Origin of the sequence: Janthinobacterium sp. SUN206, from assembly GCF_030587305.1 — a bacterium.
GTDB classification, from domain to species: Bacteria; Pseudomonadota; Gammaproteobacteria; order Burkholderiales; family Burkholderiaceae_D; genus Janthinobacterium; species Janthinobacterium kumbetense.
In genome coordinates this window covers 157,997-181,973 of sequence record NZ_JAPWIB010000006.1, presented here as the reverse complement: position 1 = coordinate 181,973, position 23,977 = coordinate 157,997, and the positions used below count along the sequence as shown (strand labels likewise).

General features: G+C 63.8%; 25 protein-coding genes. 13 read left to right on the top strand and 12 right to left on the bottom strand.

Annotation, left to right across the window (positions count from 1 at the left end; genetic code table 11):
• Positions 1-3: 3 nt before the first annotated feature.
• Positions 4-1,212 (bottom strand): cytochrome c oxidase subunit II, encoded by a 1,209-nt coding sequence (coxB, locus tag O3300_RS26805; protein WP_099665461.1) that lies wholly within the window; start codon positions 1,210-1,212, stop codon positions 4-6.
• Positions 1,213-1,677: 465 nt separating this feature from the next.
• Positions 1,678-2,601 (bottom strand): methyltransferase domain-containing protein, encoded by a 924-nt coding sequence (locus tag O3300_RS26800; protein WP_305054601.1) that lies wholly within the window; start codon positions 2,599-2,601, stop codon positions 1,678-1,680.
• Between the two features lie 57 nt (positions 2,602-2,658).
• Between O3300_RS26800 and O3300_RS26795 the strand changes: the two genes are divergently transcribed.
• Together O3300_RS26795 and trmL are read left to right on the top strand one after the other, a co-directional pair.
• Complete coding sequence (locus O3300_RS26795) at positions 2,659-3,408, top strand: ComF family protein (RefSeq protein ID WP_305054600.1); 750 nt, start codon at positions 2,659-2,661, stop codon at positions 3,406-3,408.
• 38 nt (positions 3,409-3,446) lie between these two features.
• Positions 3,447-3,917, top strand: coding sequence for a tRNA (uridine(34)/cytosine(34)/5-carboxymethylaminomethyluridine(34)-2'-O)-methyltransferase TrmL (gene trmL / locus O3300_RS26790; protein ID WP_305054599.1), 471 nt, complete (start codon positions 3,447-3,449; stop codon positions 3,915-3,917).
• 142 nt (positions 3,918-4,059) lie between these two features.
• Here trmL and O3300_RS26785 read toward each other — a convergent pair whose 3' ends face one another.
• The 8 genes from O3300_RS26785 to O3300_RS26750 all read right to left on the bottom strand — a co-directional run bounded on the left by O3300_RS26785 (position 4,060) and on the right by O3300_RS26750 (position 14,186).
• On the bottom strand, positions 4,060-4,809 hold the full coding sequence (locus tag O3300_RS26785) for a hypothetical protein (RefSeq protein ID WP_305054598.1): 750 nt from the start codon (positions 4,807-4,809) through the stop codon (positions 4,060-4,062).
• 17 nt (positions 4,810-4,826) lie between these two features.
• Positions 4,827-6,062: a hypothetical protein gene (locus tag O3300_RS26780; protein ID WP_305054597.1), complete on the bottom strand. Its 1,236-nt coding sequence runs from the start codon at positions 6,060-6,062 to the stop codon at positions 4,827-4,829.
• Positions 6,063-6,095: 33 nt separating this feature from the next.
• The gene (locus tag O3300_RS26775; RefSeq protein ID WP_289900390.1) at positions 6,096-9,794 is read right to left on the bottom strand and encodes a tubulin-like doman-containing protein; all 3,699 of its coding nucleotides are present in this window, start codon (positions 9,792-9,794) and stop codon (positions 6,096-6,098) included.
• Positions 9,795-9,830: 36 nt separating this feature from the next.
• Positions 9,831-10,280 carry a hypothetical protein gene (locus tag O3300_RS26770; protein ID WP_289906843.1) on the bottom strand — a complete coding sequence of 150 codons (450 nt, stop codon included), beginning with the start codon at positions 10,278-10,280 and terminating at the stop codon, positions 9,831-9,833.
• A 44-nt stretch (positions 10,281-10,324) separates the two neighbouring features.
• Positions 10,325-11,812 (bottom strand): hypothetical protein, encoded by a 1,488-nt coding sequence (locus tag O3300_RS26765; protein ID WP_305054596.1) that lies wholly within the window; start codon positions 11,810-11,812, stop codon positions 10,325-10,327.
• The gene (locus O3300_RS26760; protein ID WP_305054595.1) at positions 11,809-13,242 is read right to left on the bottom strand and encodes a hypothetical protein; all 1,434 of its coding nucleotides are present in this window, start codon (positions 13,240-13,242) and stop codon (positions 11,809-11,811) included. Before O3300_RS26760 ends, O3300_RS26765 begins: the two co-directional genes overlap by 4 nt.
• A 177-nt stretch (positions 13,243-13,419) precedes the next feature.
• A complete protein-coding gene (gene rfaE2, locus O3300_RS26755; RefSeq protein WP_251351044.1) occupies positions 13,420-13,902 on the bottom strand; it encodes a D-glycero-beta-D-manno-heptose 1-phosphate adenylyltransferase in 483 nt (160 codons plus the stop codon).
• A 44-nt stretch (positions 13,903-13,946) separates the two neighbouring features.
• Positions 13,947-14,186, bottom strand: a complete 240-nt coding sequence (locus tag O3300_RS26750) for a DUF3717 domain-containing protein (protein WP_077399697.1) — start codon at positions 14,184-14,186, stop codon at positions 13,947-13,949.
• Positions 14,187-14,320: 134 nt separating this feature from the next.
• On the opposite strand from O3300_RS26750, the gene O3300_RS26745 reads away from it, so the two are divergent.
• From O3300_RS26745 to O3300_RS26710, 8 genes are all read left to right on the top strand, one after another.
• The gene (locus O3300_RS26745; protein WP_099665470.1) at positions 14,321-15,259 is read left to right on the top strand and encodes a hydrogen peroxide-inducible genes activator; all 939 of its coding nucleotides are present in this window, start codon (positions 14,321-14,323) and stop codon (positions 15,257-15,259) included.
• Between the two features lie 77 nt (positions 15,260-15,336).
• On the top strand, positions 15,337-16,191 hold the full coding sequence (ubiA, locus tag O3300_RS26740) for a 4-hydroxybenzoate octaprenyltransferase (RefSeq protein WP_034784859.1): 855 nt from the start codon (positions 15,337-15,339) through the stop codon (positions 16,189-16,191).
• 108 nt (positions 16,192-16,299) lie between these two features.
• Complete coding sequence (locus O3300_RS26735; protein WP_099665471.1) at positions 16,300-16,656, top strand: DUF883 family protein; 357 nt, start codon at positions 16,300-16,302, stop codon at positions 16,654-16,656.
• A 56-nt stretch (positions 16,657-16,712) separates the two neighbouring features.
• Positions 16,713-17,099, top strand: coding sequence for a phage holin family protein (locus tag O3300_RS26730; protein ID WP_046683403.1), 387 nt, complete (start codon positions 16,713-16,715; stop codon positions 17,097-17,099).
• Positions 17,096-17,443, top strand: coding sequence for a hypothetical protein (locus O3300_RS26725; RefSeq protein ID WP_077399688.1), 348 nt, complete (start codon positions 17,096-17,098; stop codon positions 17,441-17,443). Before O3300_RS26730 ends, O3300_RS26725 begins: the two co-directional genes overlap by 4 nt.
• 89 nt (positions 17,444-17,532) lie before the next feature.
• Positions 17,533-18,090, top strand: a complete 558-nt coding sequence (locus tag O3300_RS26720) for a DUF3455 domain-containing protein (RefSeq protein ID WP_305054594.1) — start codon at positions 17,533-17,535, stop codon at positions 18,088-18,090.
• 216 nt (positions 18,091-18,306) lie between these two features.
• Positions 18,307-18,864 (top strand): sigma-70 family RNA polymerase sigma factor, encoded by a 558-nt coding sequence (locus O3300_RS26715; RefSeq protein ID WP_305054593.1) that lies wholly within the window; start codon positions 18,307-18,309, stop codon positions 18,862-18,864.
• The gene (locus O3300_RS26710; RefSeq protein WP_305054592.1) at positions 18,861-19,577 is read left to right on the top strand and encodes an anti-sigma factor domain-containing protein; all 717 of its coding nucleotides are present in this window, start codon (positions 18,861-18,863) and stop codon (positions 19,575-19,577) included. Before O3300_RS26715 ends, O3300_RS26710 begins: the two co-directional genes overlap by 4 nt.
• On the opposite strand, the gene proC is transcribed toward O3300_RS26710, so the two are convergent.
• Complete coding sequence (gene proC / locus O3300_RS26705) at positions 19,578-20,408, bottom strand: pyrroline-5-carboxylate reductase (RefSeq protein WP_099665474.1); 831 nt, start codon at positions 20,406-20,408, stop codon at positions 19,578-19,580.
• A 22-nt stretch (positions 20,409-20,430) separates the two neighbouring features.
• Positions 20,431-21,132, bottom strand: coding sequence for a YggS family pyridoxal phosphate-dependent enzyme (locus O3300_RS26700; protein WP_305054591.1), 702 nt, complete (start codon positions 21,130-21,132; stop codon positions 20,431-20,433).
• A gap of 70 nt (positions 21,133-21,202) precedes the next feature.
• Between O3300_RS26700 and O3300_RS26695 the strand changes: the two genes are divergently transcribed.
• Genes O3300_RS26695 through O3300_RS26685 form a run of 3 tightly spaced genes read left to right on the top strand, consistent with a single transcriptional unit; the run spans position 21,203 to position 23,876 of the window.
• A complete protein-coding gene (locus tag O3300_RS26695; protein ID WP_099665476.1) occupies positions 21,203-22,246 on the top strand; it encodes a type IV pilus twitching motility protein PilT in 1,044 nt (347 codons plus the stop codon).
• Between the two features lie 3 nt (positions 22,247-22,249).
• Positions 22,250-23,389 carry a PilT/PilU family type 4a pilus ATPase gene (locus tag O3300_RS26690; RefSeq protein ID WP_285817188.1) on the top strand — a complete coding sequence of 380 codons (1,140 nt, stop codon included), beginning with the start codon at positions 22,250-22,252 and terminating at the stop codon, positions 23,387-23,389.
• Between the two features lies 1 nt (position 23,390).
• Entirely contained in the window at positions 23,391-23,876 is a 486-nt protein-coding gene (locus O3300_RS26685; protein WP_305054590.1) for a glutathione peroxidase, read from the top strand.
• Positions 23,877-23,977: the final 101 nt, after the last annotated feature.

Below are 23,977 nucleotides of genomic sequence, written 5' to 3'. Positions count from 1 at the left end.
TAATTACTTGCGTGCAGCCACGACTTCGGCTGGTTGAACGATGTTCTCTGCGGCCTTGTTCGACCAGGTATTGCGCGTGTAAGTGATCACTGCGGCAATTTCCGTGTCGGACAGCTGTTTCCATGCAGGCATTTCAGCGGGATACTTGCCGCTCTTTTGCCCGTTCAGCAAGACGTGGATCTGATCCGCTTTCGGACCGTTCACCACGGCCGAGCCATCCAGCGGTGCAAACGCACCTGGCACGCCCTTGCCTGTCGCCTGGTGGCAGACCACGCAGTTGGCCGCATACACTTTCTCGCCCTTGACCTTCAATTCGTCGATGGTCCACACCTTGCTTGGATCATCAGCCAATGCGGCCATTTCCTTTTGTTTTACATCAACCCAGGCCTTGTAATCGTCGGCCGAGACGACCTTGACGACGATGGGCATGAATGCGTGTTCCTTGCCGCAAAGCTCGGCGCAATTGCCGCGGAAGGTTCCGATATGGTCGGCCTTGAACCAGGTGTCGCGCACGAAACCGGGAATCGCATCTTGCTTCACGCCAAAGGCAGGCACGGACCAGGCGTGGATGACGTCGTTGGCCGTCAGCACCACGCGGATCTTCTTGTTGACCGGCACGACGACTTCATTGTCGACTTCGATCAGGTAGTTTTCGCCCCGTTTTTCCGTCGGCGGCGCGCCCGGCGCACCCACTTGCGAACGCGGCGTAGCCAGGTTGGAAAGGAAGGAAATGCCTTCGCCCTCGCCTTTCAGGTAGTCATAGCCCCATTTCCACTGCATGCCGGTGGCCTTGATGGTGATGTCGGCGTTCGACGTATCCTTCATGCCGACGACGGTGCGCGTGGCAGGCAGGGCCATGCCGATGACGATCAGGAAAGGCACGACGGTCCAGGCGATCTCGACGGTGGTGCTTTCGTGGAAAGTGGCCGGTTTGTGGCCCAGGGACTTGCGGTGCTTGAAGATGGAATAAAACATGACGCCGAACACGGCCACGAAGATCACCAGACAGATGATCATCATCAGGGTGTGCAAATCGTAGATTTCATGGGCGATCTGTGTCGCCGGCGGTTGCAGATTCATTTCGAACGGCACGGGACCGCCGGTGCCGGGATAGGTGCTGGCAGCCGGTGCCGCCGTGGCCCATCGCCCGATGCCAAACGCTGTCAAAGACAGCCCGAGCAGCAACGATTGAAGTCGCTTTGCATGTGTCATGTTTTCCCCAACCACCCAAAAATAATGATATTTTAAACGGCTGCGGACTTCTCCGTACTGGACCGCTGCCGCTCCTCCATGAAAGCAACACGGCCGGAATGCGGCCATGTGCGTCAAGCACCAGCGAATTCCATGCTGGCTGCGGCAGCAAAAACGGCGGCGCGCAACCATGCTGGAACCCTGTTTTTCTTCCCCACACTGAAATGGCCTCGTGTGGAAGATGGTTACTATACTAATGCAGTAACTTCGAATTAGTCTTGCTTTGTTTTTTTTATTTTGTATGCAGCCCTTGTTTTTTCTACTTAACAAGCTGACAAACAATCAACGATTATAATCAAGTAAACTTGAATCCATCAAGCAATAATCGGCTTTGTGCGCACCCTTCTCCCGGCCGCCGCGCGCTTTGCAACGGTTGCTGCAACATCCATGCGCGGATGGCGACCAAGTGTCGGTTTCTTTATGCTTTTATTTAGGCTTGCGCGGTAAATCAAAGCGGATGATGGCTTCGCCATTGCGCGTCACGCGCGGTGCGGGACGGAAGGCGTGGCCATAGATCACCTCGAAACTCAGGCCCAGCTTGCCATCGGGACGGCGCCTCTTTTCCAGCGCGTCCAGCATGCGCTGCCAGGCCGTCTTGCCCATCAGGCCGCGCCGGCGCGTGGTCAGCGGGTTGCCGCCAAAGGCGCGCACGTCCGCCAGCAGTTTTTCCGCCGTGTCGTAGGTGACGGTGATGATTTCCATGTCCAGCACGGGCGTGGAAAAGCCTGTCTCGACGAGCATGTCGCCAAAGTCATGCATGTCGACGAAGGGCAAGGCGTGCGGGTACAAGTCCGCCTCGGCGAAGGCGTCGCGCACTTCGCGGAAGGTGTCGGGGCCGAAACAGGAAAACATCAGCAAGCCATCGAGGCGCAGCGCGCGCCGCCATTCGGCAAACACGCGGTCGGGCTGGGCATGCCAGTGCAGCGCCAGGTTGGACCACACGAGGTCGATGCTGCCCTGCGCCAGCGGCAGGTCGCCCAGGTCGCCGCACAACAAATCCACGCCCGCCTTGGCCGGCAAGAGTTTGCTGAGGAACTGGTTCAGGCTGGCCAGTTTCGACGCGGGCGCGCGCGCCGCCTGCATCATCGCTTGCGCTGCATCGAGACCGATAATCTGCGCTGCGGGATAATCTTTTTGCAACTGCGCCAAATCCGCGCCGGGGCCGCAGCCCGCGTCGAGCACACGGTGCGGCGTGATTTTCACCAGCTCCAGGCGCTCGTGCATGCGTGCCGACACTTCGCGGCGCAGGAAGTCCGACGGCGCGACGCGCGCCGGACGGGAAAAGAAATCGCGTACTTGCACCGCATCGATGGGCGCACTCATTTTGGGCGGACTGGTGGGAACTGGCATGTTGAATCGGGTGAGGTGAGATAATGTCGGCAGTGTACATGGAACGACGCCATCGCGATGCGGACCGCCACCCGGCACCGCCTTGACGCCGCCTGGCAGGCGCTGCGCCTGTGGCTGGGCGCCACGGTGCTGCCGGCGCAATGCGCGCTGTGCGGCATGGGCTGCCCGGAAGTGCTGTGTTCGCCCTGCCGCGCCCAATATCTGACGCAAGGGCGCCCCCGCTGCCGCCAGTGCGCCAATCCGCTCGACGATGCGGCGCTGCTGTGCGGACGCTGTTTGCGCCAGCGGCCCGCGTATGACGCCACCGTCGCGGCGTTTGACTATGCGGCGCCCGTCGACCAGTTGCTGCTGCAGCTGAAATTCGGCGCGCGCCTGGCGCTGGCGCCCCTGTTGGCAGAACTGTTGCATGTTGCCATTCAGCAACAGCAAGCGTGGGAAGCGCCGCAACTGCTGTGTCCCGTGCCGCTGGGCCCGGCCCGGCTGGCCGAACGGGGTTTTAACCAGGCGCTGGAAGTTGCCCGTCCGCTGGCGCGCCTGCTGGACGTGCCTTTACAGCCGCGCCTGGCGCTGCGCGTGCGCGAAACCCGGGCGCAAAGCGGCGTGGCGCCGCAGGAACGGCAAGCCAACCTGGCGCACGCGTTTGCCATCGCGCCCGAACATGGGGCCTTGTTGCAAGGATGCCATGTGGGCATCGTCGACGACGTGATGAGCAGCGGCCATACCGTCCACGCGCTGGCCACCGCCTGCAAGAGCGCAGGGGCGGCCAGGGTCAGCATCCTGGTCGTGGCGCGCACGCCGCCGCACTAGAACCGCATCAGATTCGCTATATATATGAGGAGAGCATTTTGTTTCACGTTGTTTTGGTAGAACCTGAAATCCCGCCCAATACGGGCAACGTCATCCGCCTGTGCGCGAACACGGGCACGCAGCTGCACCTGGTCGAACCGCTGGGCTTTCCGCTCGACGATTCCAAGATGAAGCGCGCCGGCCTCGATTACCACGATTACGCCAACATGAAGGTGCACAAGAACTGGGCAGCGTTCCTGGCCGACACCCAGCCCGACCCGGCCCGCATGTTCGCCATGACGACGCGCGGCTCGCGCCCGTTCGGCGACGTGGCCTTCCTGCCCGGCGACGTGTTCGTGTTCGGTTCGGAAACAAAAGGCCTGGACCCGGCCCTGCGCGACGGCTTTCCTGCCGAACAGCGTATCCGCCTGCCGATGCGCCCGGACAACCGCAGCTTGAATCTGTCGAATACAGTGGCCGTCGTCGTCTACGAGGCCTGGCGCCAGCACGGATACGCCGGCGGCGCGTAGCTGACACCTCACCCAGTCTACTGCGCGGCGCGCTTTGCGGCCGGCGATGCTCGCGCTACTAAAGTAGCGCTGCGCTTCTCGGCCACAAATCATCGCCGCTCGCTACGACTGGATGAGACGTTGATACTCCGGCAATCTCCCTTTACCGCTGCGCCAATTGCTGCGCTACGTCGCTATTGTCGTCCAGCATCACCAGCTGCGTGCGCAGGTCGCGCGTGGCGGCCAGCTTGCCGTTCACGTACAGATTCGTCTTGACGCCGTACACGCCTTGCGACACGCCGGCAGGCAAGGTCAGCTCGAACGAGTTTTCAAAGCGCCCGCCCGACTTGTTGCTGCTGGCCAAGGCTTTCGAACCGGACTTGAAGGGCTGGCCTTGCGGATCGAGCACCACCAGCTCTTCGCGCACGTCGTTGACGCTTTGCGCGCTGCCGTTGACCAGCTCCACCACGGAATTGACCTTGAACGGCTGGCCGCGCTTGACGGTCGACGCGCTCAGCTGCGGCGTGTACGACACCACTTGCGGCTCGCGCGGCAGCGCGCCGCGCGTGCGGATGTAATCGCGGTCCGCCTGCGCCGCCGTCTTGGTCTGGCGCGAATTGACATTGATGGCCAGGCAACCGGCCGCCGCCAGGCCGCCGCCGATGGCGGCCCCCTTCAGCGCGCCATTCTTGCCGCCCGCCAGCGCACCCAGCAATGCCCCCACGGCCGCGCCGGCCGCGGCCGTCGCGCCCACGCTGCACGGGTCCTCATCCGTGGCAGCCTGGGCGCCACCTTGCGGATAGGAACTGTCCTGCCGCACGCCGTTCGGATTCATCGGCGCCGTGGCGCAGCCGGCCAGCATGGCCGCGATGGTCAGCGCAGCGGCCGTCCGCAAGGTGGTGTGATTCAGCATGGTGACTCTCCAGATGACTAATTGATCGTTGTTTCCGTCTGCAGCACTTGCCGTTCGCGCTCGCGGATGCGGCGCGACAGATTGTCGATGCGCGCATTGCCCGGATCGACGCGACGCGCGCTTTCCAGATACGTCTTGGCCGCATCGAACTTACCTTCCAGCAAAGAACGCTCGGCATCGCGCAAGAACGCTTGCGCCATCTCGCTACGCATGGCCGCGCCGCTGTCGACGGGCGTCGTTTCCTGCGGGCGGCGCTCGGCCACCGCTGATCGTTCGACCGCGCGCGCGGGCGCCGGTTCCGTGGGCACGACGCGGGCCGGTGCCGTTTCCACCGGTGCCGGGACCGGTGCGACAACGGACGCGGGCGCCGACAGCGCCTGCACATCGGCCCTCAACTGCGGCAATTCCGCCGCTTCGCGGTCGATGGCTTCCAGCCTGGCGATGCCATTGCCGGCCGCCGTCGCATCCTTGCCGTCCAGCGCCTGGCGCACGCCCACCAGCACGGACGCGGCTGCCGCTTGCTGGCGCGCCAGCTGCTTGCGCAGGGAATCCACGCTGGCAGCGCCCGCGCAATCGGCGTCGAGCGCGGCGATGCCCCTGGCCGCGCTTTGCAATTGATGGCCATCAATATGGCGTTCGATGGCGCGCACGCCCCGCTGGCAACTGCCCGATGCGGCGCCAGCCTTGCCGATCGCCGCCTGCAAATCGTCCGCCTTGGCGCTGGACTTGCCCGTGCACACATTCTTCGCCGTCGCCAGCTTTTGCCGGGCGCCGTCCAGGCTGCCATTTGCCACCAGCTTCAAGCCGCTGTCGATGGCGTCGTTGCAAGCCGATTCATTCTTGCCGCCCGGCTTGCCATTCATGTAGACGATGACGGCCGCCAGCACGGCGGCGGCGCCCAGCCAGCGCAGCCACTTACGTGGCGGTGGCGGCGGCGGTACCGGTGTTACCGGGGCAGGCGCCGGTGGAGGCACAGGCGCGGGCACGGGCTTCGGCGCCGCTTGCGGCGGCGCCGGCTTGGCTGGCGGTACTGGCGCCGGCTTCGGCGGCGCTTTCGGCGCAGGCGCAGGCGTCACCGGCACGGGCGGCGGCTTGGGCGCAGGTGGCGGCGCTGCCGGCGCAGGCGCAGGGACGGGCAGCGGCGGCGGCACAGCCGCGGCTGGCTTGGCAGCGCCCGCCATGGCGTGACCGCAGTACGGGCAATGGCTAACAACGGTCCACAGGCCCGTCTTGCATTTGTTGCAGATATCCAAAACTAATCCTTCATTCCAACGTCATTCCAGCGTTCACAAGGGCGGCGGCATCAACGGTGGCGGCGCGCCGAGGAACAAGGGCGCCAGTTCGGGGAACTGGGCCAGGTCGGCCCAGGCCGGCAAACCGGCGCGCCACACCTTGGTCGTGGCTGGCACGACCTGTCCCGCCTGCACGTACTGCACGATCTGCTGGGCCGTGAACGGTCCCTGCTGCTGGCCGTTGATGCCCAGGAAGTACTGGTATTCCACCAGCGGCGGCGGCATGCCGCCCAGTGGTGGCGGCGCCATGCCGAACGCGGCCGCCGCCGGGGCAGCCGCCGCTCCGGCCGGACGCAGCAATTGCTCCAGGCGCCCCGCTTCCAGCATTTCCGGCTTGATCGCATACTTCAGGCGCGGCTGGCCGTCCGCTTCCGGTTCGCGCACTTCCCAGTCGTAGGCATCGCCGTCGGAATCGCCGATGACGTTGGCCCACTCCTTCAGCCGTCCCAGCAAGGCTTGCACCGTGCGGTCGAGCTCGTCGCTGGCCATGCCCTTGCGGCGCGCCGACTCGCGCAGGCGCGTGCCCACTTCGGCGGAAATGGCGCTGCCAAAGCCGATGTAGGGCAGCTGCGAGCCATCGGCCTGCGCCACCAGCTTGGGCGCATACACGCCCCGCTCGTAGTATTTTGCCAGCGCCGCCATGGCCGCCGTCTGCACGGCGTCAAGCGCCGTCAATTTTTCTTCGATGCGCAGGGCGATATTTTTCTCGTACGAAGCGGGCATGCCGTTCTGGCGGATGGCCCGTTCGTTGCCGATGCGGCGCAAGTCACCCGGCTCGACGGCAAACTGGTACTGGCCCGGCGGCACGACCCGGCCCGTGTGGCGCGTCAGCACGCCCAGCATGATCGCTTGCAGGAATTCGCCGAAGTCTTCCGCCAGGCGCTTCATCTCGTCCGTGTTCGGCGCGATCGGGTGCGTGAATTGCGTTGGATCAATATGCGTGTGGGTCGGCGCCTTGTCGTTGTCGCCTTCCTTGCGGTAACTGGTGCGCCAGCCTTCCAGGCCGCGCAGCACCGTCATCGGCACGCCGGCCAGTTCGCAATAGCAGACGGCGCGCCCGCGGATGCCCGTTTCGACGATTTCCAGCTGGCTCACCGTGATGCCCACCTGGGTCGGCACGCACGATTCGAGCTCGGCGCCGAACTTCGCCTTGAAGGCGGCCGCATTGGCCACGCCGATCACGCACTTGAACTGGTCCGACACGACCGTGAAGTCGCCCGCCATATTGGCGTCGATCCACGGCATGGAGCAGGCCAGCAGCTTGCGGAAGCGGTCCAGGCGTTCGGACACATCCATCTGTTCCAGCGCTTCGAACAACGGGTCGGGCGTGCTCGTCGCCCCTTCCGCCAGGCCGGCAGTAGCGATCATGTTTTCCGCCATGCGCGTAACCTTGGCCAGGATCAAGGCCCGTTGCGCCGGTTCGCCCAACATGGGGAACAGCGCTTTCGAGCCGCCCATGTCCTTGAACGCTTCATCGGCCCACTGGCGCAAGGTGGCCGCCGACGGCAGCGCGATGTCTTTTTCCGTGACGGGAATGACGATCAGGGTCGCGTGTTCCTTGTCCAGGTCCTTTTGCAGGATGGTATTGGCCGTTTTCAACTCCGTCAGCATGGCCAGCACGCCTTCGCGGCCCGATTGCAGCTCGCCCACCAGGCCATTCCACTGGGCGCGGCCTTGCGCATCGACGCCGACCCGGTTGCCCAGCCAGCGCGACAGCTCGCCCAGCAGGAGGACGGACTCGTCCGCCGCCTTGGCGCGCAGATGGAATTTCAGCGCATTCGCCATTTCCGTGCGTAAATGGTCCATCACCACGCCCGCCTGCTTTTCGCCATTGCTGAGGAAGCCGAAGGTGCTGCGCGTCTGTTCCAGGTTGTTCAACAGGCGCTCGTATTCGCGCGAGCGCACGGCTTCCTTGATTTCGCGGTAGCGCTCGGCATTGTTGCCGATCTGCGCCGTCAAGCCGCTGCCCGGCGCCTCGATGCGGTCCTTGATCTGTTCCACCAGCGACAGCACGTATTCCAGGCCGCCGAATTCTTTATTATCAAGATAGCCATACAGCTGGTCGCGCACGACTTTCTTGACGTCTTCCAGCACTTCGCGGCGCCGCTTGCTGATGCGGTCTTCCGTCGTGTCGGCCGTGGAATCCTGGTCGCGCACGGCGTCGCGTTCCAAATGCTTCATGGCGTCGCGCACCTGCGCCGGCCATTCGCTGCGGTCGAAACCCGTGCGGATATCGTTGATGCGCGTATTGACGCGGTTTTCCACGCCGGCCAGCAAGTGGCCGTGGCGGTCTTCCAGCAATTCGTCGACGACGCGGAAATCGATGAAGTCGCCGCTGGAGCGCTTCAGTTCGATGCTCTTGTCGGAAAATTCGGGGAAATCGCTGAACGGCGTGCCCTTCAGGAACATATTGGCGGCGAGGAAATTATCGCGTTGCGTATCCGTGGCCCGGTTGGCGCCCGCATCCGTGCCGCCCACGCCAAAGAACGCTTGCAGCATGGCGCCGGCCCAGCGGTGGGCCCGCTCGTCGCGCGCCGCTTCCTGGCGCGTATCGAGCACGGCCATGCCGAACGAGGAAAAGCGTTTCGAAAAATACAGGCGCATGTCGCCGAAGCGGTCTTGCGGCACGGGCGCGTTGTACAGCGAATTCTTGTGCTGCGCCTGGTTGACGGCGATCGAACGCTTGGCGCGCGCGAAGTCGGCCGAGGCGAAATCCTCGAACAGCGAATCGGCCACCATGTGGTAGACGTCGCTGACATCCTTGGTGTGCTGCTGGGCAAGGTTGCCCGAATCGATCAGGTAAACCTCGCTGTACGGCTCGCGCGTCAGTTCCGGACGGTCATACGCATCCCAGCGGCCCACATAGCCCTTGTTGCCCATCATCGCCGATTCCAGCTCCATCAGCGCCGCGTAGCCGTTGGCCTCGACCCGGTCCTTGTTGGCCTTGGTGTAGCCGGTCGGCAAGAACAGCATCAGCTCGACGTCGGCCGCGCCCACTTCGCTGCGCGCCAGCCAGCGCGCCAGCAAGCCCATGTCCAGGAAGGAGCCGGAACCCGTGCCACCCGCAACGGAACCGACGATGACGATGCGGAAACGGTTCGTTTCCATGCGCAGACCCAGTTCGGCCAACTGGCGCTCGTGCGACAGGCCCGCCTTCAGGGCTTTCAATTTCAAGCGGATCTTGTCGCGGATCTTCGCGTACTTGTCGAAGAAGTACAGGCGCGACACGGCGCGGATCTGGCCGGCGCCGCTGCTCATGTCGAAGCGCAATTCGCGGATGCGCTGCGGCGTCAAAGGCAGCCATTCCTTGATGTGCGGATATTTCTCCAGAGAATCTTCATCACGGCTGTACTTGTCCATGTCGAACGATTCGACCACCTTGTCGTCATCCGTGAACTTCACCTGGTCGAACTGCAAGTCCTTCGCCTGCGACTCGCCGCTTTCGATCACGGCGCCATTGTCGAGGTCGAAATGGATGAATTGCGCGATGGGAAAGTCCGCCAAGCCCTCGATGCGCGTGCGGTTGCCCGCGCCGCCCCACAGGGTATTGAGGATGCGCCGGCGCACGCGCATCAGCACTTGCATGCCCGTGCCGCCGATGCCGATGAACAGGGTCGGGCGCAATTCGATGATCTTGTCCTGCTTGCGCTCGCTGGCGCCGCCGGTGATGGTTTGGTTCAGGTTCTCTGCCATGGTGATTCCTTCGATGATGCGTGCAACGGCGTGTTCTTAGCGGCGGCTGGAAGTAAAGGTCAACAAGAGTGCAACGAGGCCCACCAGCACCAGCGGGCCCATGAACAGTGGCGCAAGGAATTTATGCGCATTCACGGCAGCCAGCACGACACCCGTCGCTAGGCTGGCCAGGAAGATGAACAGCCACCAGCCCGAGGCATTGGCCTTGTTCGGCGGCACGCGCTTGGCCACCAGGCCATTCGCATAGGCATTCTTGGCAAAGAAAAAGGCGATGAACAGCAGCAACAGCACCACGCCGCCGACCAGGGTGTCGCGCGACGAGGTATCGGTCGTGCCGGCTGCATCAAACGCGGGCGCAGCTTCGGTCGTTGCGGTGGCGGCGCTGGCCGCAGCGGCAGCGTCCGCGGCGGGCGGCGCCGACGCCGGGGCCGTTACCGGGGCCGGCAAGGTGAAACCTGCGTTGTCTTTCGGAGTGTCTTGCGCCATGGTATGCCTCTATTGAATGGAAGGAATTTTTAAGGAATCTGTGTTCAGGCCAGGGTCAAGGCATGGCCTTCGGCCACGCGCACGACGGACGGCTTGCCCAAGCCACGCTTGAGTTCGCCAATGTCGCGGCCGTCATCGTCGCGGATCTGCACGCTTTTAAATGGTTTTAATAACACTTGCCGCTGCACGCCGTCGGCCATCACCTTGTAGCGCGTGGCGCGCGTGCTGACCAGGCCCAGCGCCAGCAAGCCCAGCACGAGCGCCAGCACGCCGCCGAGGATCACCAGCACGGGCAGCAGTGGATACTGGATGCGCACCAGCAGCGGTATCGTCGCCTGCGACGCGCGCACGCTGTCGGGCGGCGTAAACATGCCCGAGATCGGGTCGCCAGGGAACAATTCCTGCAAATCCTTGCCGAAGCTGGACGCCAGCGCCAGCCGCTGTTCCGACAGGCCCACCTGCGCCTGCATGGGCAGCAGCACCTGCTTGCCCATGGCGGCGATCGCCTGCGCCGACCACGGCGACGGGATCTGCGCCATCGGCAGCGCGAACTGCACTTGCACGGACTGGCTGGCGCCCGGCTGCAGCTGGCGGATTTGATCTGGCGCAACGTGCAAGGGCGCGTTCTGCCCGGCCAGGCTGGCGTGCACCCTGGCGCTGTCGATCACGTACGGGAAAAACATGTTTTGCAAGGATGCCTGCAGCACCACTTGCGGCACCAGGTTCGCCGCATCGACGTCGAGCACGATGGTGCGCCCGTCGCGGCCCAGGCTGGCGTGCACGTTGGCGCTGTTCTTGACGGATTGCGGCACGATGCGCACGGCATCCTGGTCCACCGGTTTCAATCGCGCGGGCGGACGCGTCAGCACTTGCGACAGCCGCCCTTCGGCCAGGATGCGGGTCAAAGCCTCGGATGCCGGCTGGCCATACGCGAGTGCATACACCATCAAGCCCTTGGCGCTGTACAGCTTGCCCTGCACGGGCATGCGCAGCGGAAACACCACCGTCTTGGTGATCGACGGTTCCAGGTGCAGCAGGCGGTAAAAATCGCGGTTGCGCTCGGCCGTCTGGCTGTCGTTGTTCGGGCTGTTCTTGTTATTGGTAAAGATCCACACGATACCGGACGCGGACTGGAACGGCCCCGTGATGGTTTTTGTCACGGCTTCCTGGAAATCCGTGTCGGCCAGCGCGCCGCCGGCGCCCTTGCGCGCCAGGCCCAGGCTGGCCAGCTGGCCCGCCACGCCGGCGCCGCCCTGCCCTTGTCCCAGCAGCGACGGCGACACGTGCGCGCCGCTGCTCTGGCTGAAGGCCAGGGTATACACTTTATCGGACGGGTTTGTAGCGGCCTGCGCCACGGCGCCCACCAGGGCTTTCAGCTGCGAGTGTTCATCCGTGTAAAACGGCTCCATCCAGCCCGAATTTTGCACGAGGAACGCTTGCTGGATGCCGGCAGCCTGCACGCTGGCGCTGGCGCTGGCGAAGGCGAAGGCGAGGAAGGCGGCGCCGGCCGCGATCAGGACGCGCGCTTTCATGCCTGCAAGGCCCAGCCATCGATACGCGACAGCAGCGGGTGGTAAGCCCACAGCGTACCTTCATGCACAAACAGGCGCACGCGCCACGGTTCGCTGACGGCAAAGGTATGGAACACGTTTTCGCGCAATTCGTCGTCCTGCACCAGCTGTGCCGCCAGGCGATCGTTCGAGCGCAGCACGCTCGACAGGCCGGCGCTGGTGGCAAACTTCACGCCGAAGACGCTGTTGCCCACACTCGATTCCAGCAGCGGCATGACGGCCTGGTTCTTGCCGCCGTCGTCGCCGTGTTCCGGCTCTTCCCACGGCGCCGTTTTCAGCTTGGTGGCGAAGCGGTAATTGAAGCTGCCCGAGCACAGGCGCGGCGCCAGCGCATCGGCCCGTTCGGACTGCGCGCCCAGTTTCACGTAGACATAGGTGCCGCGGCTGCGCTCGAAGCACAGCTGCCACAGGCCGCCGTCGCGCGACACGTAGGGGCTGCCGAACTCGAAATGCGGCACCAGCCCTTCGGGCCAGGGGGTGAACGAGGCGGCCACGTTGCCGTCCGGCTGCAATTGCAGGCGCAGCTGGCCGTTGGCGCAGGGCCACACGGCCATGCGGTTGTAGGCGACGGGCGCGCTGACGGCGCCCAGGTCAAACAGGCCGTCGAGCAGCACGTCGCTGCCCGGCTTTTGTTGCGCATCAAGGTTGACGAAGCGGAGGCGGCCATCGTCGTCGCGCAGCGGCGCCCACAACCGGCTCTGGAACCAGACGGGCGCGGCCGCGCACGGCGCGCCGCCCACGTGCTCGACCACATAGGTCAGCGACGGCACGTCGGGACGGATGCAGGCCAGGCCATGGCTGGTCGGCAAGACCAGCACGCTATTGAACTCCGGCACCAGCTCGGCGCGCCAGGCGCCGTGGGCCAGGTCCGATTCGGCCAGCAAGCTGCCATAGTCGGGGTCCAGCGCCAGCCAGCGTTTCGAGGCGGGCAACCAGGCGTGCAAGACAGCCTTGCGCGGGTCGAGCGCCAGCAGCGCGGGCGCGCTGGTGCCGAACTGGGCGGAAAAGAATTCGTATTCGCCGGGCGGCGGCATGGGCAGCGAGACATCGGCCTGCGCATGCTCTTCGCGCGCGCGCTGGTCCGCCAGTTTCAGGGGCGCGCTGGCCTGGCGCAAGCCGGACGGGCCCGTTGGCGGCACGTCGCTGACGGGAGATGCGCCGTAGGGCGGCACCCAGGGCGGCGTGGCGGCCGTGTCGGGCGGCACTTGCAAGGCCGCGCCCGAGGCGGGGTCGAATGCAAATTCGGGCGGAAACTGGCGCACGGGCGCACCGGCTGCTGCGGGCAGGCGCCGCGCATGCATCAGCTTGCCGATATCGGCATGGCTCACCAAGGGCGAGACGTTCTGACCGTCCGCGCTGCGCTGCATGGTCCACGCGCCCTCGTCATCCACGTGCCAGGCGCCGGAAGGCAGTGGCCAATCCCCAGAAGTTTTATGATCCATTTATTTTCTATGACTAGCAATGCATTCAGACGGTGTAACGTGCTGGGGCTGACGAAACGAAGTCGCAGCCCTGGCAGTTCTCATAGTAACGTCTTTTTATCTGTATGGAAACATTGACGAGCTTCCTCAGCCTTGCTGCGTCCGCACTTTCGTCAACAGCTTGGTGGTCGAGCGGTCATGCTCGAAATCGATGGCCACGGCCTGGCCGCCATACGCCAGCACGGCCTTGCCTTCGGGAATGGCCGCCATGTCATAGTCGCCGCCCTTGGCATAGATTTCCGGCTCGATATCCTGCACCACTTCCAGGGCGCTGTCTTCCGAGAACGGCACGACCAGGCTCACCGCTTCCAGCGCGGCCAGCACGGCCATGCGGTCTTCGCAGCTGTTCAGGGGACGGTCATCGCCCTTGCCCAGGCGTTTCACCGAGGCATCGGTATTCACGGCAACGATCAGCGAGGCGCCCAGCGCGCGCGCCTGCGCCAGGTAGGTCACGTGGCCGCGGTGCAAAATGTCGAACACGCCGTTCGTCACTACCACCGGTTTCGGCAGGGCCGCGGCGCGGGCGCGCAATTCGTCGCGGCCGCACAGTTTGTTTTCAAAATCAGGCATGGATATCTCTGGTTGGGTTAAATGGGGTCACGCCATGGTCGCACTCAGGCGTGGCTATCGCCTTGGATGCCGCCGGCATCCCGGCGCCAGGCATCGATCAGGGCCACGACGGCCGGTTCCAGGGTCTCTTCGGCGATGCGATCTTGCCGGTAATAAATCATCAGCGCATACACGCCGGCCAGGCGGCTGACGGGCGGCGACAGCGCATATTCGTTGCCGCGCGCCGGTTGCCTGGCACGCCAGTAATTGATCGCCGCTTCCAGCGCCTGCATCCGCAGTTCCATCGCCATCTCCCTTCGACGCCCGGTACCGCATTATAGGGGGCGATCCGCTACAATACGCCATCGGCGCCACAGTTTCACGTTTGCGCCACCTTTCATTCATTGCAAGTAAGTACTTCCTGTGTTTCAATCAACCTATGACACTGACTGAACTGAAATATATCGTTGCAGTCGCGCGAGCGAAGCACTTCGGCCACGCCGCCGAAGCCTGCTTCGTTGCCCAGCCCACCCTGTCAGTGGCCATCAAGAAACTCGAAGACGAATTGGGCGTGGTCCTGTTCGAACGGGGCGGCGCGGAAATCTCCGTCACGCCCCTGGGCGCGCAGATCATTGCGCAAGCCGAGCGCGTGCTGGAACAGACGGCCGCCATCAAGGAACTCGCCAAGCAAAACAAGGACCCGCTGGCCGGCCCCCTGCGCCTGGGCGTGATCTACACGATCGGCCCCTACCTGCTGCCGCCCTTGGTCAAGGCCATGATAGACCAGGTACCGCAGATGCCCTTGATCTTGCAGGAAAACTTCACGGTTCGCCTGCTCGAACTGCTGCGCCAGGGCGAACTGGACGTGGCCATCATGGCCCTGCCCCTGCCCGAACACGGCATGGCCATGCAGGAACTGTATGACGAACCGTTCGTCGTCGCCATGCCGCGCCAGCATCCATGGACGGCGCGCGAGAAAATCGCCGCGCAAGACTTGAAATCGGAAACCATGCTGCTGCTGGGCAATGGCCACTGTTTCCGCGACCAGGTGCTGGAAGTGTGCCCCGAAATGGCGCGTTTTTCCTCGCCCGGCAATGGCATGCAGCGCACGTTTGAGGGTTCCTCGCTGGAAACCATCCGCCACATGGTGGCCAGCGGCATCGGCCTGACGGTCTTGCCGCGCGCCTCAGTCGCCAATATGCACGCCACCGACGGCATGCTCGAATACCGGCCCTTCGCCGCACCCGTGCCCTCGCGCCGCGTGGTCATGCTGTGGCGCAAGAGTTTCACGCGCAAGGCCGCCATCGACGCCCTGTGCGCGGCCATCGCCAGCTGCAACTTGCCCGGCATTACGCCGCTGTGCGAGGATGAAGACTAGCGCCCCAGGCGCAAAATAGTACATTTACATACTATTTGCGATAATCGACCTTTCTCTTCAACAAGATCGAGTCTTCCATGAACAAGCTGGCGCTGTATTTCCGCCTGATACGGCTGGACAAGCCTATCGGTACCGTATTGCTGCTGTGGCCTACCCTGTGCGCGCTGTGGCTGGCGCAGCAGGGCGTGCCGGACTGGCGGCTGCTGCTCATCTTTACCCTCGGCACTTTCCTGATGCGCTCGGCAGGCTGCGCCATCAATGACTACGCCGACCAGGATATCGACAAATTCGTCAAGCGCACGGCCGAGCGTCCCATCACCAGCGGACGCATCAGCGGCAAGGAAGCGCTGGCCGTGGCAGGCGTGCTGACCGTGCTGGCCTTTTGCCTGATCCTGCCCTTGAATGCGCTGACCAAGCAGCTATCCGTGGCGGCCGTCATCATCGCCGGCACCTACCCCTATTTCAAGCGTTTCTTTGCGATTCCGCAAGCGTATCTCGGCATCGCCTTCGGCTTCGGCATTCCCATGGGTTTTGCCGCCATCACGGATGCCGTGCCCGCCGTCGCCTGGCTGCTGCTGCTGGGCAATGTCTTCTGGGCCGTGGCCTACGATACGGAATACGCGATGGTCGACCGCGACGACGATTTAAAAATCGGCATCAAGACCTCGGCCATCACCTTTGGCCGCTACGACGTGGCCATCGTCATGGCCTGCTATGCCGTTTTCCTGCTGCTGTGGCTGGCATGCGGCTGGTATCTGGGCTTGCGTTACTGGTTCGTCGCGGGCTTGCTGGTGGCGGCAGGCTGCGCCGTTTATCACTACACCTTGATCCGCGCACGCGAGCGTATGCCGTGTTTTGCGGCATTCCGGCATAATAACTGGCTAGGAGCGGCGGTATTTGCGGGCGTGGTACTGGACTTTGCTTTCCGTTAAGCAATGACCCTTGCGCCGCGGTAGCCCTTGAGGCGGCGCAAGACAAGCCTGGCCGCAGCTGCCTACACTGGTATTTCACTGTGCAGTTTCACTTCCATGAGGTAATACATGAGCTCGATACATACCGGAAAATCCAGCAGCGACAGCATCCTCGCCGACGCCGACAAGGCCCGCGACAAACTGGTCGGCGACTTGAAGACCGTCATCGATGAAGCGGAAGGCTGGCTCGATGGCGCCAAGGATCAGACGGGCGAGAATGTCAAAGCCGTCAAGGACAAGTTCATCGCCACCCTGGAAACGGCCAAGAAAGACTTGATCAAGCTGGAAGAAGACTTGCTCGAACGTACCAAGAAGGCGGCCAAGGCCACCGACGAATACGTGCAGGACAATCCCTGGAAAGCCGTGGGCGCGGGCGCCGTCGTCGGCGTGCTGTTCGGTCTGCTGCTTTCCTCGTCGCGCCGCTAGATTGTAACGACGCGGTACCGACGGCGCAGGCCGTCTCCTGACGCGAAAGGCAGCATATGGCTATCGTGCACCATGTCGCCCAAGTCGCAGCGACCCTCGCCGCCATCGTCCAGACCCGTCTGGCCCTGGCGGCCGTGGAAATGGAAGAAGAGTCGCTGCGCTTCCTGTCCTATCTGGCGCTGGCCATGCTGGCACTGTTGTGCCTGTTTGTCGGCCTCGTCTTGATCGTGTTCCTCGTCATCGTGCTGTTCTGGGATACGCACCGCATCGCCGCCATCGCCATCACGGCCGCCGTTTTCATCGTCGCCGCCATCGCCACCCTGCTGGGCGTGCGCGCCAGTTTCCGCAGCAAGCCGAAACTGCTTTCTTTTACACTTTCCGAACTGAACAAAGACCTGGACGAGCTACAATTGCTGGCGCGCCGGGGATCGGAGCGGCCATGACCACGCACCCCACCAAATTGTCCAGCGTCCACACGGCCGCCAGCCTGGCGCAGCGGCGCGACGCGCTGCTGGCCGAATGCGCGCTGCAGCGCCTGGCCCTGGGCGTGCAGACGCGCCAGTTGCTGGAACCGCTGACGGGCGGCAATCTGCGCCACACCCTGGCCACGCGCTTTAAAATTCCCCTGATGGTGGGCGGCGCCGTGCTGGGCCTGGCGCTGGTGCGTCCGCGCCGCATCCTGCCGCTGCTGCGGGCCAGCGGCGCGCTGCTCAAGCACGCCACCACGGCCATGCCCGTCCTGCTGGCGCTGGCGCAGCGTTTCAGCAAGAAAGAAACGCCGTCATAAAATATTTTGACCCGGCTGCATCCAAATGGCAGACCCATGCGTAGTAATGGTATCAACCAGCCGGTTGAGCCAACTACCAGGAGTTCGCCATGCTTGCCTTCACCGCCCCACGCCACGCCTTTCCCGCCCTCGCTGTGCTGGGCGCCGCCCTGCTGCTGAGCGCTTGCGCCCCCATGAGCGCGCGCTATTCGCAGGAACAATTACCGAACGCCGTCAAGGTGCCCGATGGCCACCAGGTGGCCATGCAGACCGTGGGCGTGGGCAAGATCGCCTACGAATGCAAGGCCAAGAAAGACATGACGGGCCATGAATGGGTTTTCGTGGGACCGGACGCGGCCTTGAACGACCGCAGCGGCATGCAAGTGGGCACGTATGTCGGTCCACCGGCCACCTGGGCCAACCTGGACGGCTCGAAAGTGACGGCGACGCAAGTGGCCGTGGCGCCGGCCGGCGCGGGCAATATCCCATACCAGCTGGTGAAGGCCAACCCGGCCACGGGCAGCGGCGCCATGCAGGGCGTCAGCTACATCCAGCGCGTGGCCACCAGCGGCGGCGTGGCGCCAAGCAGCCCCTGCGGCATGGAATCCATCGGCGCCAAGCAATGGGTGCCCTATCAAGCCGACTATATCTTCTGGAAAGCCGCATGAACACACCTATCAAAACCTACTGCGCGTCGTGATAGGCGGCCTGCGATGCTCACCGTACTAAAGTACGGTTGCGCTTCTTAGCCACCTCTCCCTTCCGCTCGCTACGGTTTTGTTAGGCGTTGTAAAACAGGAAAACAACGGTTGGCAAGCGGGTTTCTGGCCTATACTCGGCCTTGAAAACTTGCTAACCGTTTATTCCTGACGATTGCGCCGACCTTGCCAACGCTAGCCACTCCGTTCGATTACGATGCCGCCCTGCGCGCCTGCGCCAGGGGCGAGCAGCAGGCATTGCACGGCCTGTACCAGCAGGAAAGCCGCTACCTGCTGGGCGTGGCCCTGCGCATCGTGCGCCAGCGGGCCTTGGCCGAAGACGTGCTGCACGACGCCTTCCTGAATATCTGGCGCCGCGCCGGCAGTTTCGACGCCACGCGCGGCAGCGGCAAGGGCTGGATCTATGTGGTGGTGCGGCACCAGGCGCTGGACGTGGCCCGCGCCCGCGCCCATGAAGTACCGGCCGACGAGGATACCGTGGAAACCCTGCTGCACGAACGCCACAGCCACGATGCGGACGAAGCCTATGCCGACCAGGCGAACCTGGGCAAGCTGCACGATTGCCTCGGCCACCTGGACGAATCCAAGCGCAACAGCATCCTGTACGCCTACGTCGATGGCTGTTCCCACAGCGAAATCGCGCAGCGCCTGCAAGCGCCGCTGGGAACCGTCAAGGCATGGGTCAAGCGGGGCCTGGCCGCCTTGCGGGAGTGCATGGGATGATCAAAGGCGACGAGGAATTGCACAGGCTGGCCAGCGAATACGTGCTGGGCACATTGGAACTGGCCGAACGGGCGGAAGTGGAACAGCGCTTGCCGCGCGACGCCGTCTTGCGCGATGCCGTCGAAGCCTGGGAACGGCGCCTGCTGCCCTTGACGACCCTGGCGCCGCCCGAAACGCCCTCCGCGCAACTGTGGCCGCGCATCAGCGCCAGCCTGTTCACGCCTTCGGCCGTGCGGCAGGCGGGCGGCTGGCAGGCGTGGTGGAACAGCCTCGCGTTCTGGAGAATACTGGCGGGCGGCGGCTTGGCGGCCACGGCCGCGCTGGCCGTGCTGGTCAGCGTGCAACTGCAGGCACCCAGCGGACCCGGCTACCTGGTGGTGCTGGTGGCGCCGCAAGATAAATCGCCGGGCTGGATCGTGCAGGCGGGCGGACGCGGCGGCAAGAATCGCGACCTGAGCCTGATCCCGCTGGGGCCGACCAGCGTGCCGCAGCAAAAGGCCCTGCAATTCTGGACCAAGGGCAAGGACTGGGGTGCGCCCGTCTCGCTGGGCCTGGTCAAGCCGGGACAAAGCCTCAAGTTGACATTGGACAAACTGCCGCCGCTGCAGCCGGAGCAACTGTTTGAAATCACCCTGGAACCGGCAACGGGCTCGCCCACGGGCCGGCCGACGGGACCGGTTTTATACATCGGCCGCGCCGTCAAGGTGATCTAATTACTTCGACAGCTCATCACCCATCTCGCGCCCCCGCTGCGCAGCCGCCTTGATGCCCTTGACGATGGCCGCCTTCACGCCGCTCTCTTCCATGCTGGTCAATGCTGCATAGGTCGTGCCGCCCTTCGACGTGACCCGCTCGCGCAGCAAGGACACGGGTTCGCTGGAGTTCGCCGCCAGCTGCGCCGCGCCCGTAAACGTGGCAATCGCCAGCTGCGTGCCCTGCTCCGGCGTCAAGCCCAGCTCGGCGGCTGCCTGCTGCATCGCTTCGATAAAGTAAAACACATAGGCGGGACCGCTGCCGGACACGGCCGTCACAGGGTCGATCTTCGCTTCATCATCGAGCCAGACGGTCTGACCGACGGCGCGCAGGATGGCGTCCGCCGTCTTCTTTTGCTCATCGCTGACGCCGCTGCTGGCCACCATGCCCGTGATGCCCATGCCGATCAGGGCCGGCGTGTTCGGCATGCAGCGCACGATGGCGCGGTAATCGCCCAGCCAGCGCGACAGGTCGGCCGCGCGGATGCCGGCCGCGATCGACAGGATCAATGGCGCCTTGTTTCCGTCGAGGAAGGGCAGCAACTGCGCCGCCACGTCGCGCATGCTTTGCGGCTTCACGGCCAGCACGATCACGTCCACGCCGCGCAGCGCGTCGCCGGCGGCGGAAGCCGTCGTCACGCCGAATTGCGCCTGCAATTTTTCCAGCGCCGGCGCATGCGGGTCGATCACGTGGATGTTGCCGCCCAGGGTCAATTTACCCGCCAGGCCGGCGATCAGGGCCGCCGCCATGTTGCCGCCGCCCACAAAGGCGATATTCAATTCTGTCGTCATGGTGATTCTTTCTATCAATCAGTTAAGAGTAATTGCGGGAACCGAAGATGGCGCTGCCCACGCGCACGATGGTGGCGCCTTCCAGCACGGCGGCGCGCAAGTCGGCCGACATGCCCATCGACAAGGTATCGAGCGCCAGGCCGTCCGCCTTCAATTGGTCGTACAGCATGCGCAATTGCGCAAAGGCAGCGCGCTGCAGGTCGACATCCGTTTCCGGCTCGGGAATGGCCATCAGGCCGCGCAGGCGCAAACGGGGCAGTTGCGCCACGGCATGCGCCAGCGCCGGCAAGTCAGCCGGCGTCACGCCGCTCTTGCTGGCTTCGCCGCTGATATTGACTTGCAGGCAGATATTCAGGTACGGCAAGCCGGCCGGGCGCTGCTCGGACAGGCGGGCGGCGATCTTTTCCCGTTCCACCGTATGCACCCAGTCAAAATGTTCGGCGATGGGGCGCGTCTTGTTGCTCTGGATGGGGCCGATGAAATGCCAGACGGGTGCGCCTTGCGGCAGCGCAAGCTTGATGGCGTTAATCTTGTCGAGCGCTTCCTGCAGGTAATTTTCGCCAAACGCCGCCTGGCCCGCGCGCATGGCTGCCAGCACGGCGTCCGCGCCGAAGGTTTTCGACACGGCCAGCAGGGTCACGTCACCGGGGGCGCGCCGCGCGTCTGCGGCGGCCTGCGCAATACTGTCGCGCACGGCTTGCAAGTTCTGTTCGATTGTGGACATAATCATTTTCTAGTGTATAGGGGCGGCGGCACGGTGCGCCAGCCCATCAATGCAGGCACAGGGATTATAAATGGACATCTCCGAACTACTCGCTTTCTCCGTCAGCAACAAGGCTTCCGACCTGCACCTGTCTTCCGGCCTGCCGCCGATGATACGGGTCAATGGCGACGTGCGCCGCCTGAACGTGGCGCCGCTCGAGCACAAGGAAGTGCACAGCATGATCTACGACATCATGAACGACAGCCAGCGCAAGGCGTATGAAGAAGCGCTGGAATGCGATTTTTCGTTCGAGATCCCCGGCCTGGCCCGCTTCCGCGTCAATGCCTACAACCAGGAACGGGGTGCCTCGGCCGTGCTGCGCACGATTCCGTCAAAGGTGCTGACGCTGGAAGAGCTGAACGCCCCCCGCATCTTCGGCGAGCTGGCCATGCGTCCGCGGGGACTCGTGCTGGTGACGGGCCCGACGGGTTCCGGCAAGTCGACCACCCTGGCGGCCATGGTGAACCACGTCAACGAGCGCCTGAACCACCATATATTGACCATCGAAGACCCGATCGAATTCGTGCATGAACCGAAGAAATGCCTGATCAACCAGCGCGAAGTCGGTTCGCACACGCATTCGTTCAGCAATGCGCTGCGCTCGGCCCTGCGCGAAGACCCGGACGTGATTTTGGTGGGCGAATTGCGCGACCTGGAAACCATCCGCCTGGCGCTGACGGCGGCCGAGACGGGCCACCTGGTGTTCGGCACCCTGCACACCTCGTCGGCGGCGAAGTCGATCGACCGCATCATCGACGTCTTCCCTGCCGAGGAAAAGGAAATGGTGCGCGCCATGCTGTCCGAATCCTTGCAAGCCGTCATTTCGCAAAACTTGCTGAAAACCAAGGACGGCGCGGGCCGCGTGGCCGCGCATGAAATCATGCTGGCCACGCCGGCCGTGCGCAACCTGATCCGCGAAGCGAAAGTGGCGCAAATGTACTCGGCCATCCAGACGGGCAGCAACGTGGGCATGCAAACCCTGGACCAGTGCCTCACCGACCTGGTGCGGCGCGGCACGATCTCGGCGGAAACGGCCCGCTCGGCCGCCAAGTCCCCTGAAAACTTCCCCGGATAAGCCATGCAGACGACGCACGAACACTATGGCGCCATGCATGCGCTGCTGGCGCAGATGCGCGCCCGGGGCGGCTCCGACCTGTTCATCACGGCCGGCTTTCCCGCCGCCATCAAGCTCGACGGCAAGCTGACGCCGCTGGCTGGCGGCGCGCTTGACGCGGCACAGGCGGCCGGCTACGTGCGCGCCGTCATGAACGCGCGCCAGGCGGCCGAGTTCGAGTCCAGCCGCGAAGCCAATTTCGCCATCAGCCCGGAGGGGCTCGGACGCTTCCGCGTATCCGCCTTCGTGCAGATGGGCCAGGCAGGCATGGTCTTGCGATTGATCAATACCGCCATCCCCAGCCTCGCTGGGCTGGGTTTGCCCGCCATCCTGCAAGACATCGTGATGAGCAAGCGGGGCCTCGTCATCATGGTGGGCGCCACGGGCTGCGGCAAGTCGACCACCCTGGCGGCCATGGTGGGCCACCGCAACGCCCACAGCCACGGCCACATCATCACCATCGAAGACCCCGTGGAATTCATCCATCCGCACGGCAACTGTATCGTCACCCAGCGCGAAGTGGGCGTCGATACGGACGACTGGGCCACGGCCCTGAAAAACACCCTGCGCCAGGCGCCCGACGTGATACAGATCGGCGAAATCCGCGACCGCGACACCATGGACCACGCCATCGCGTTTGCCGAGACGGGCCATCTGTGCCTGGCGACCTTGCACGCGAACAACGCCAACCAGGCGCTGGACCGCATCATCAATTTCTTCCCCGAAGAGCGGCGCCAGCAGTTGCTGATGGACCTGTCGCTGAATTTGAAGGGCATGATTTCGCAGCGGCTGATCCCCAACAAGGATGGCGGCGGGCGCCAGGCGGCGCTGGAAATCCTGCTCAATTCGCCGCTGATGAGCGACCTGATCTTCAAGGGCCAGGTGCACGAGATCAAGGAATTGATGAAAAAATCGCGCGAGCATGGCATGCAGACTTTCGACCAGGCCCTGTTCGACCTGCACGAGACGGGCGCCATCAGCTATGAAGACGCGCTGCGCAATGCGGACTCCGTCAACGACCTGCGCCTGACGATCAAGCTCAAGGGCGCAACGGCGCCGGAACCGGCCCCGCAGGCGGGCGCCACCAAACTGGGACTCCTCTGACATGACCAGCATCCACGATTTCCAGGCCGAGGCACTGGACGGCACGCCGATCGACCTGGCGCGCTACAAGGGCAAGGTATTGCTGATCGTCAATACGGCCAGCGCCTGCGGCTTCACGCCGCAATACCAGGGGCTCGAAGCCCTGTACCGGGAATTCCACGACCAGGGCCTGGTCGTGCTGGGTTTTCCCTGCAATCAATTCCGCCAGCAGGAACCGGGCTCGAACGCGGAAATTGGCGCCTTTTGCGAAAAAAACTTCGGCGTCACCTTTCCCCTGTTTGCCAAGGTCGACGTGAATGGCCCGCATACCCATCCCGTCTTTGCGCAATTAAAACAGGCGGCGCCCGGCATATTGGGCACGCAATCGATCAAATGGAATTTCACCAAGTTTCTGGTGCGCAAGAATGGCAGCGTATTTCGCCGCTATGCGACGGCCAGCAAGCCGGCCAGCCTGGCGGCCGACATACGGCAATTGCTACAAGAGTAGAAGCGCAATACTTTGACTTAAGACAACAATCATGTGAAATCAATAAAACTGTATTTATTTCATGCTTGATATCAATATTGTGTTTCAAATAGCAAATATCG

What these genes read in the sequence shown, in the direction of transcription:
- O3300_RS26785 (WP_305054598.1), bottom strand. Translation starts at nt 4,809, where the DNA reads ATGCTGAATCACACCACCTTGCGGACGGCCGCTGCGCTGACCATCGCG.
- O3300_RS26710 (WP_305054592.1), top strand. Translation starts at nt 18,861, where the DNA reads ATGATCAAAGGCGACGAGGAATTGCACAGGCTGGCCAGCGAATACGTG.
- O3300_RS26775 (WP_289900390.1), bottom strand. Translation starts at nt 9,794, where the DNA reads ATGGCAGAGAACCTGAACCAAACCATCACCGGCGGCGCCAGCGAGCGC.
- O3300_RS26730 (WP_046683403.1), top strand. Translation starts at nt 16,713, where the DNA reads ATGGCTATCGTGCACCATGTCGCCCAAGTCGCAGCGACCCTCGCCGCC.
- O3300_RS26750 (WP_077399697.1), bottom strand. Translation starts at nt 14,186, where the DNA reads ATGGAACTGCGGATGCAGGCGCTGGAAGCGGCGATCAATTACTGGCGT.
- O3300_RS26690 (WP_285817188.1), top strand. Translation starts at nt 22,250, where the DNA reads ATGCAGACGACGCACGAACACTATGGCGCCATGCATGCGCTGCTGGCG.
- proC (WP_099665474.1), bottom strand. Translation starts at nt 20,408, where the DNA reads ATGACGACAGAATTGAATATCGCCTTTGTGGGCGGCGGCAACATGGCG.
- O3300_RS26745 (WP_099665470.1), top strand. Translation starts at nt 14,321, where the DNA reads ATGACACTGACTGAACTGAAATATATCGTTGCAGTCGCGCGAGCGAAG.
- coxB (WP_099665461.1), bottom strand. Translation starts at nt 1,212, where the DNA reads ATGACACATGCAAAGCGACTTCAATCGTTGCTGCTCGGGCTGTCTTTG.
- O3300_RS26685 (WP_305054590.1), top strand. Translation starts at nt 23,391, where the DNA reads ATGACCAGCATCCACGATTTCCAGGCCGAGGCACTGGACGGCACGCCG.
- O3300_RS26725 (WP_077399688.1), top strand. Translation starts at nt 17,096, where the DNA reads ATGACCACGCACCCCACCAAATTGTCCAGCGTCCACACGGCCGCCAGC.
- O3300_RS26770 (WP_289906843.1), bottom strand. Translation starts at nt 10,280, where the DNA reads ATGGCGCAAGACACTCCGAAAGACAACGCAGGTTTCACCTTGCCGGCC.
- O3300_RS26800 (WP_305054601.1), bottom strand. Translation starts at nt 2,601, where the DNA reads ATGCCAGTTCCCACCAGTCCGCCCAAAATGAGTGCGCCCATCGATGCG.
- O3300_RS26695 (WP_099665476.1), top strand. Translation starts at nt 21,203, where the DNA reads ATGGACATCTCCGAACTACTCGCTTTCTCCGTCAGCAACAAGGCTTCC.
- O3300_RS26735 (WP_099665471.1), top strand. Translation starts at nt 16,300, where the DNA reads ATGAGCTCGATACATACCGGAAAATCCAGCAGCGACAGCATCCTCGCC.
- rfaE2 (WP_251351044.1), bottom strand. Translation starts at nt 13,902, where the DNA reads ATGCCTGATTTTGAAAACAAACTGTGCGGCCGCGACGAATTGCGCGCC.
- O3300_RS26700 (WP_305054591.1), bottom strand. Translation starts at nt 21,132, where the DNA reads ATGTCCACAATCGAACAGAACTTGCAAGCCGTGCGCGACAGTATTGCG.
- O3300_RS26720 (WP_305054594.1), top strand. Translation starts at nt 17,533, where the DNA reads ATGCTTGCCTTCACCGCCCCACGCCACGCCTTTCCCGCCCTCGCTGTG.
- ubiA (WP_034784859.1), top strand. Translation starts at nt 15,337, where the DNA reads ATGAACAAGCTGGCGCTGTATTTCCGCCTGATACGGCTGGACAAGCCT.
- O3300_RS26795 (WP_305054600.1), top strand. Translation starts at nt 2,659, where the DNA reads ATGCGGACCGCCACCCGGCACCGCCTTGACGCCGCCTGGCAGGCGCTG.
- O3300_RS26765 (WP_305054596.1), bottom strand. Translation starts at nt 11,812, where the DNA reads ATGAAAGCGCGCGTCCTGATCGCGGCCGGCGCCGCCTTCCTCGCCTTC.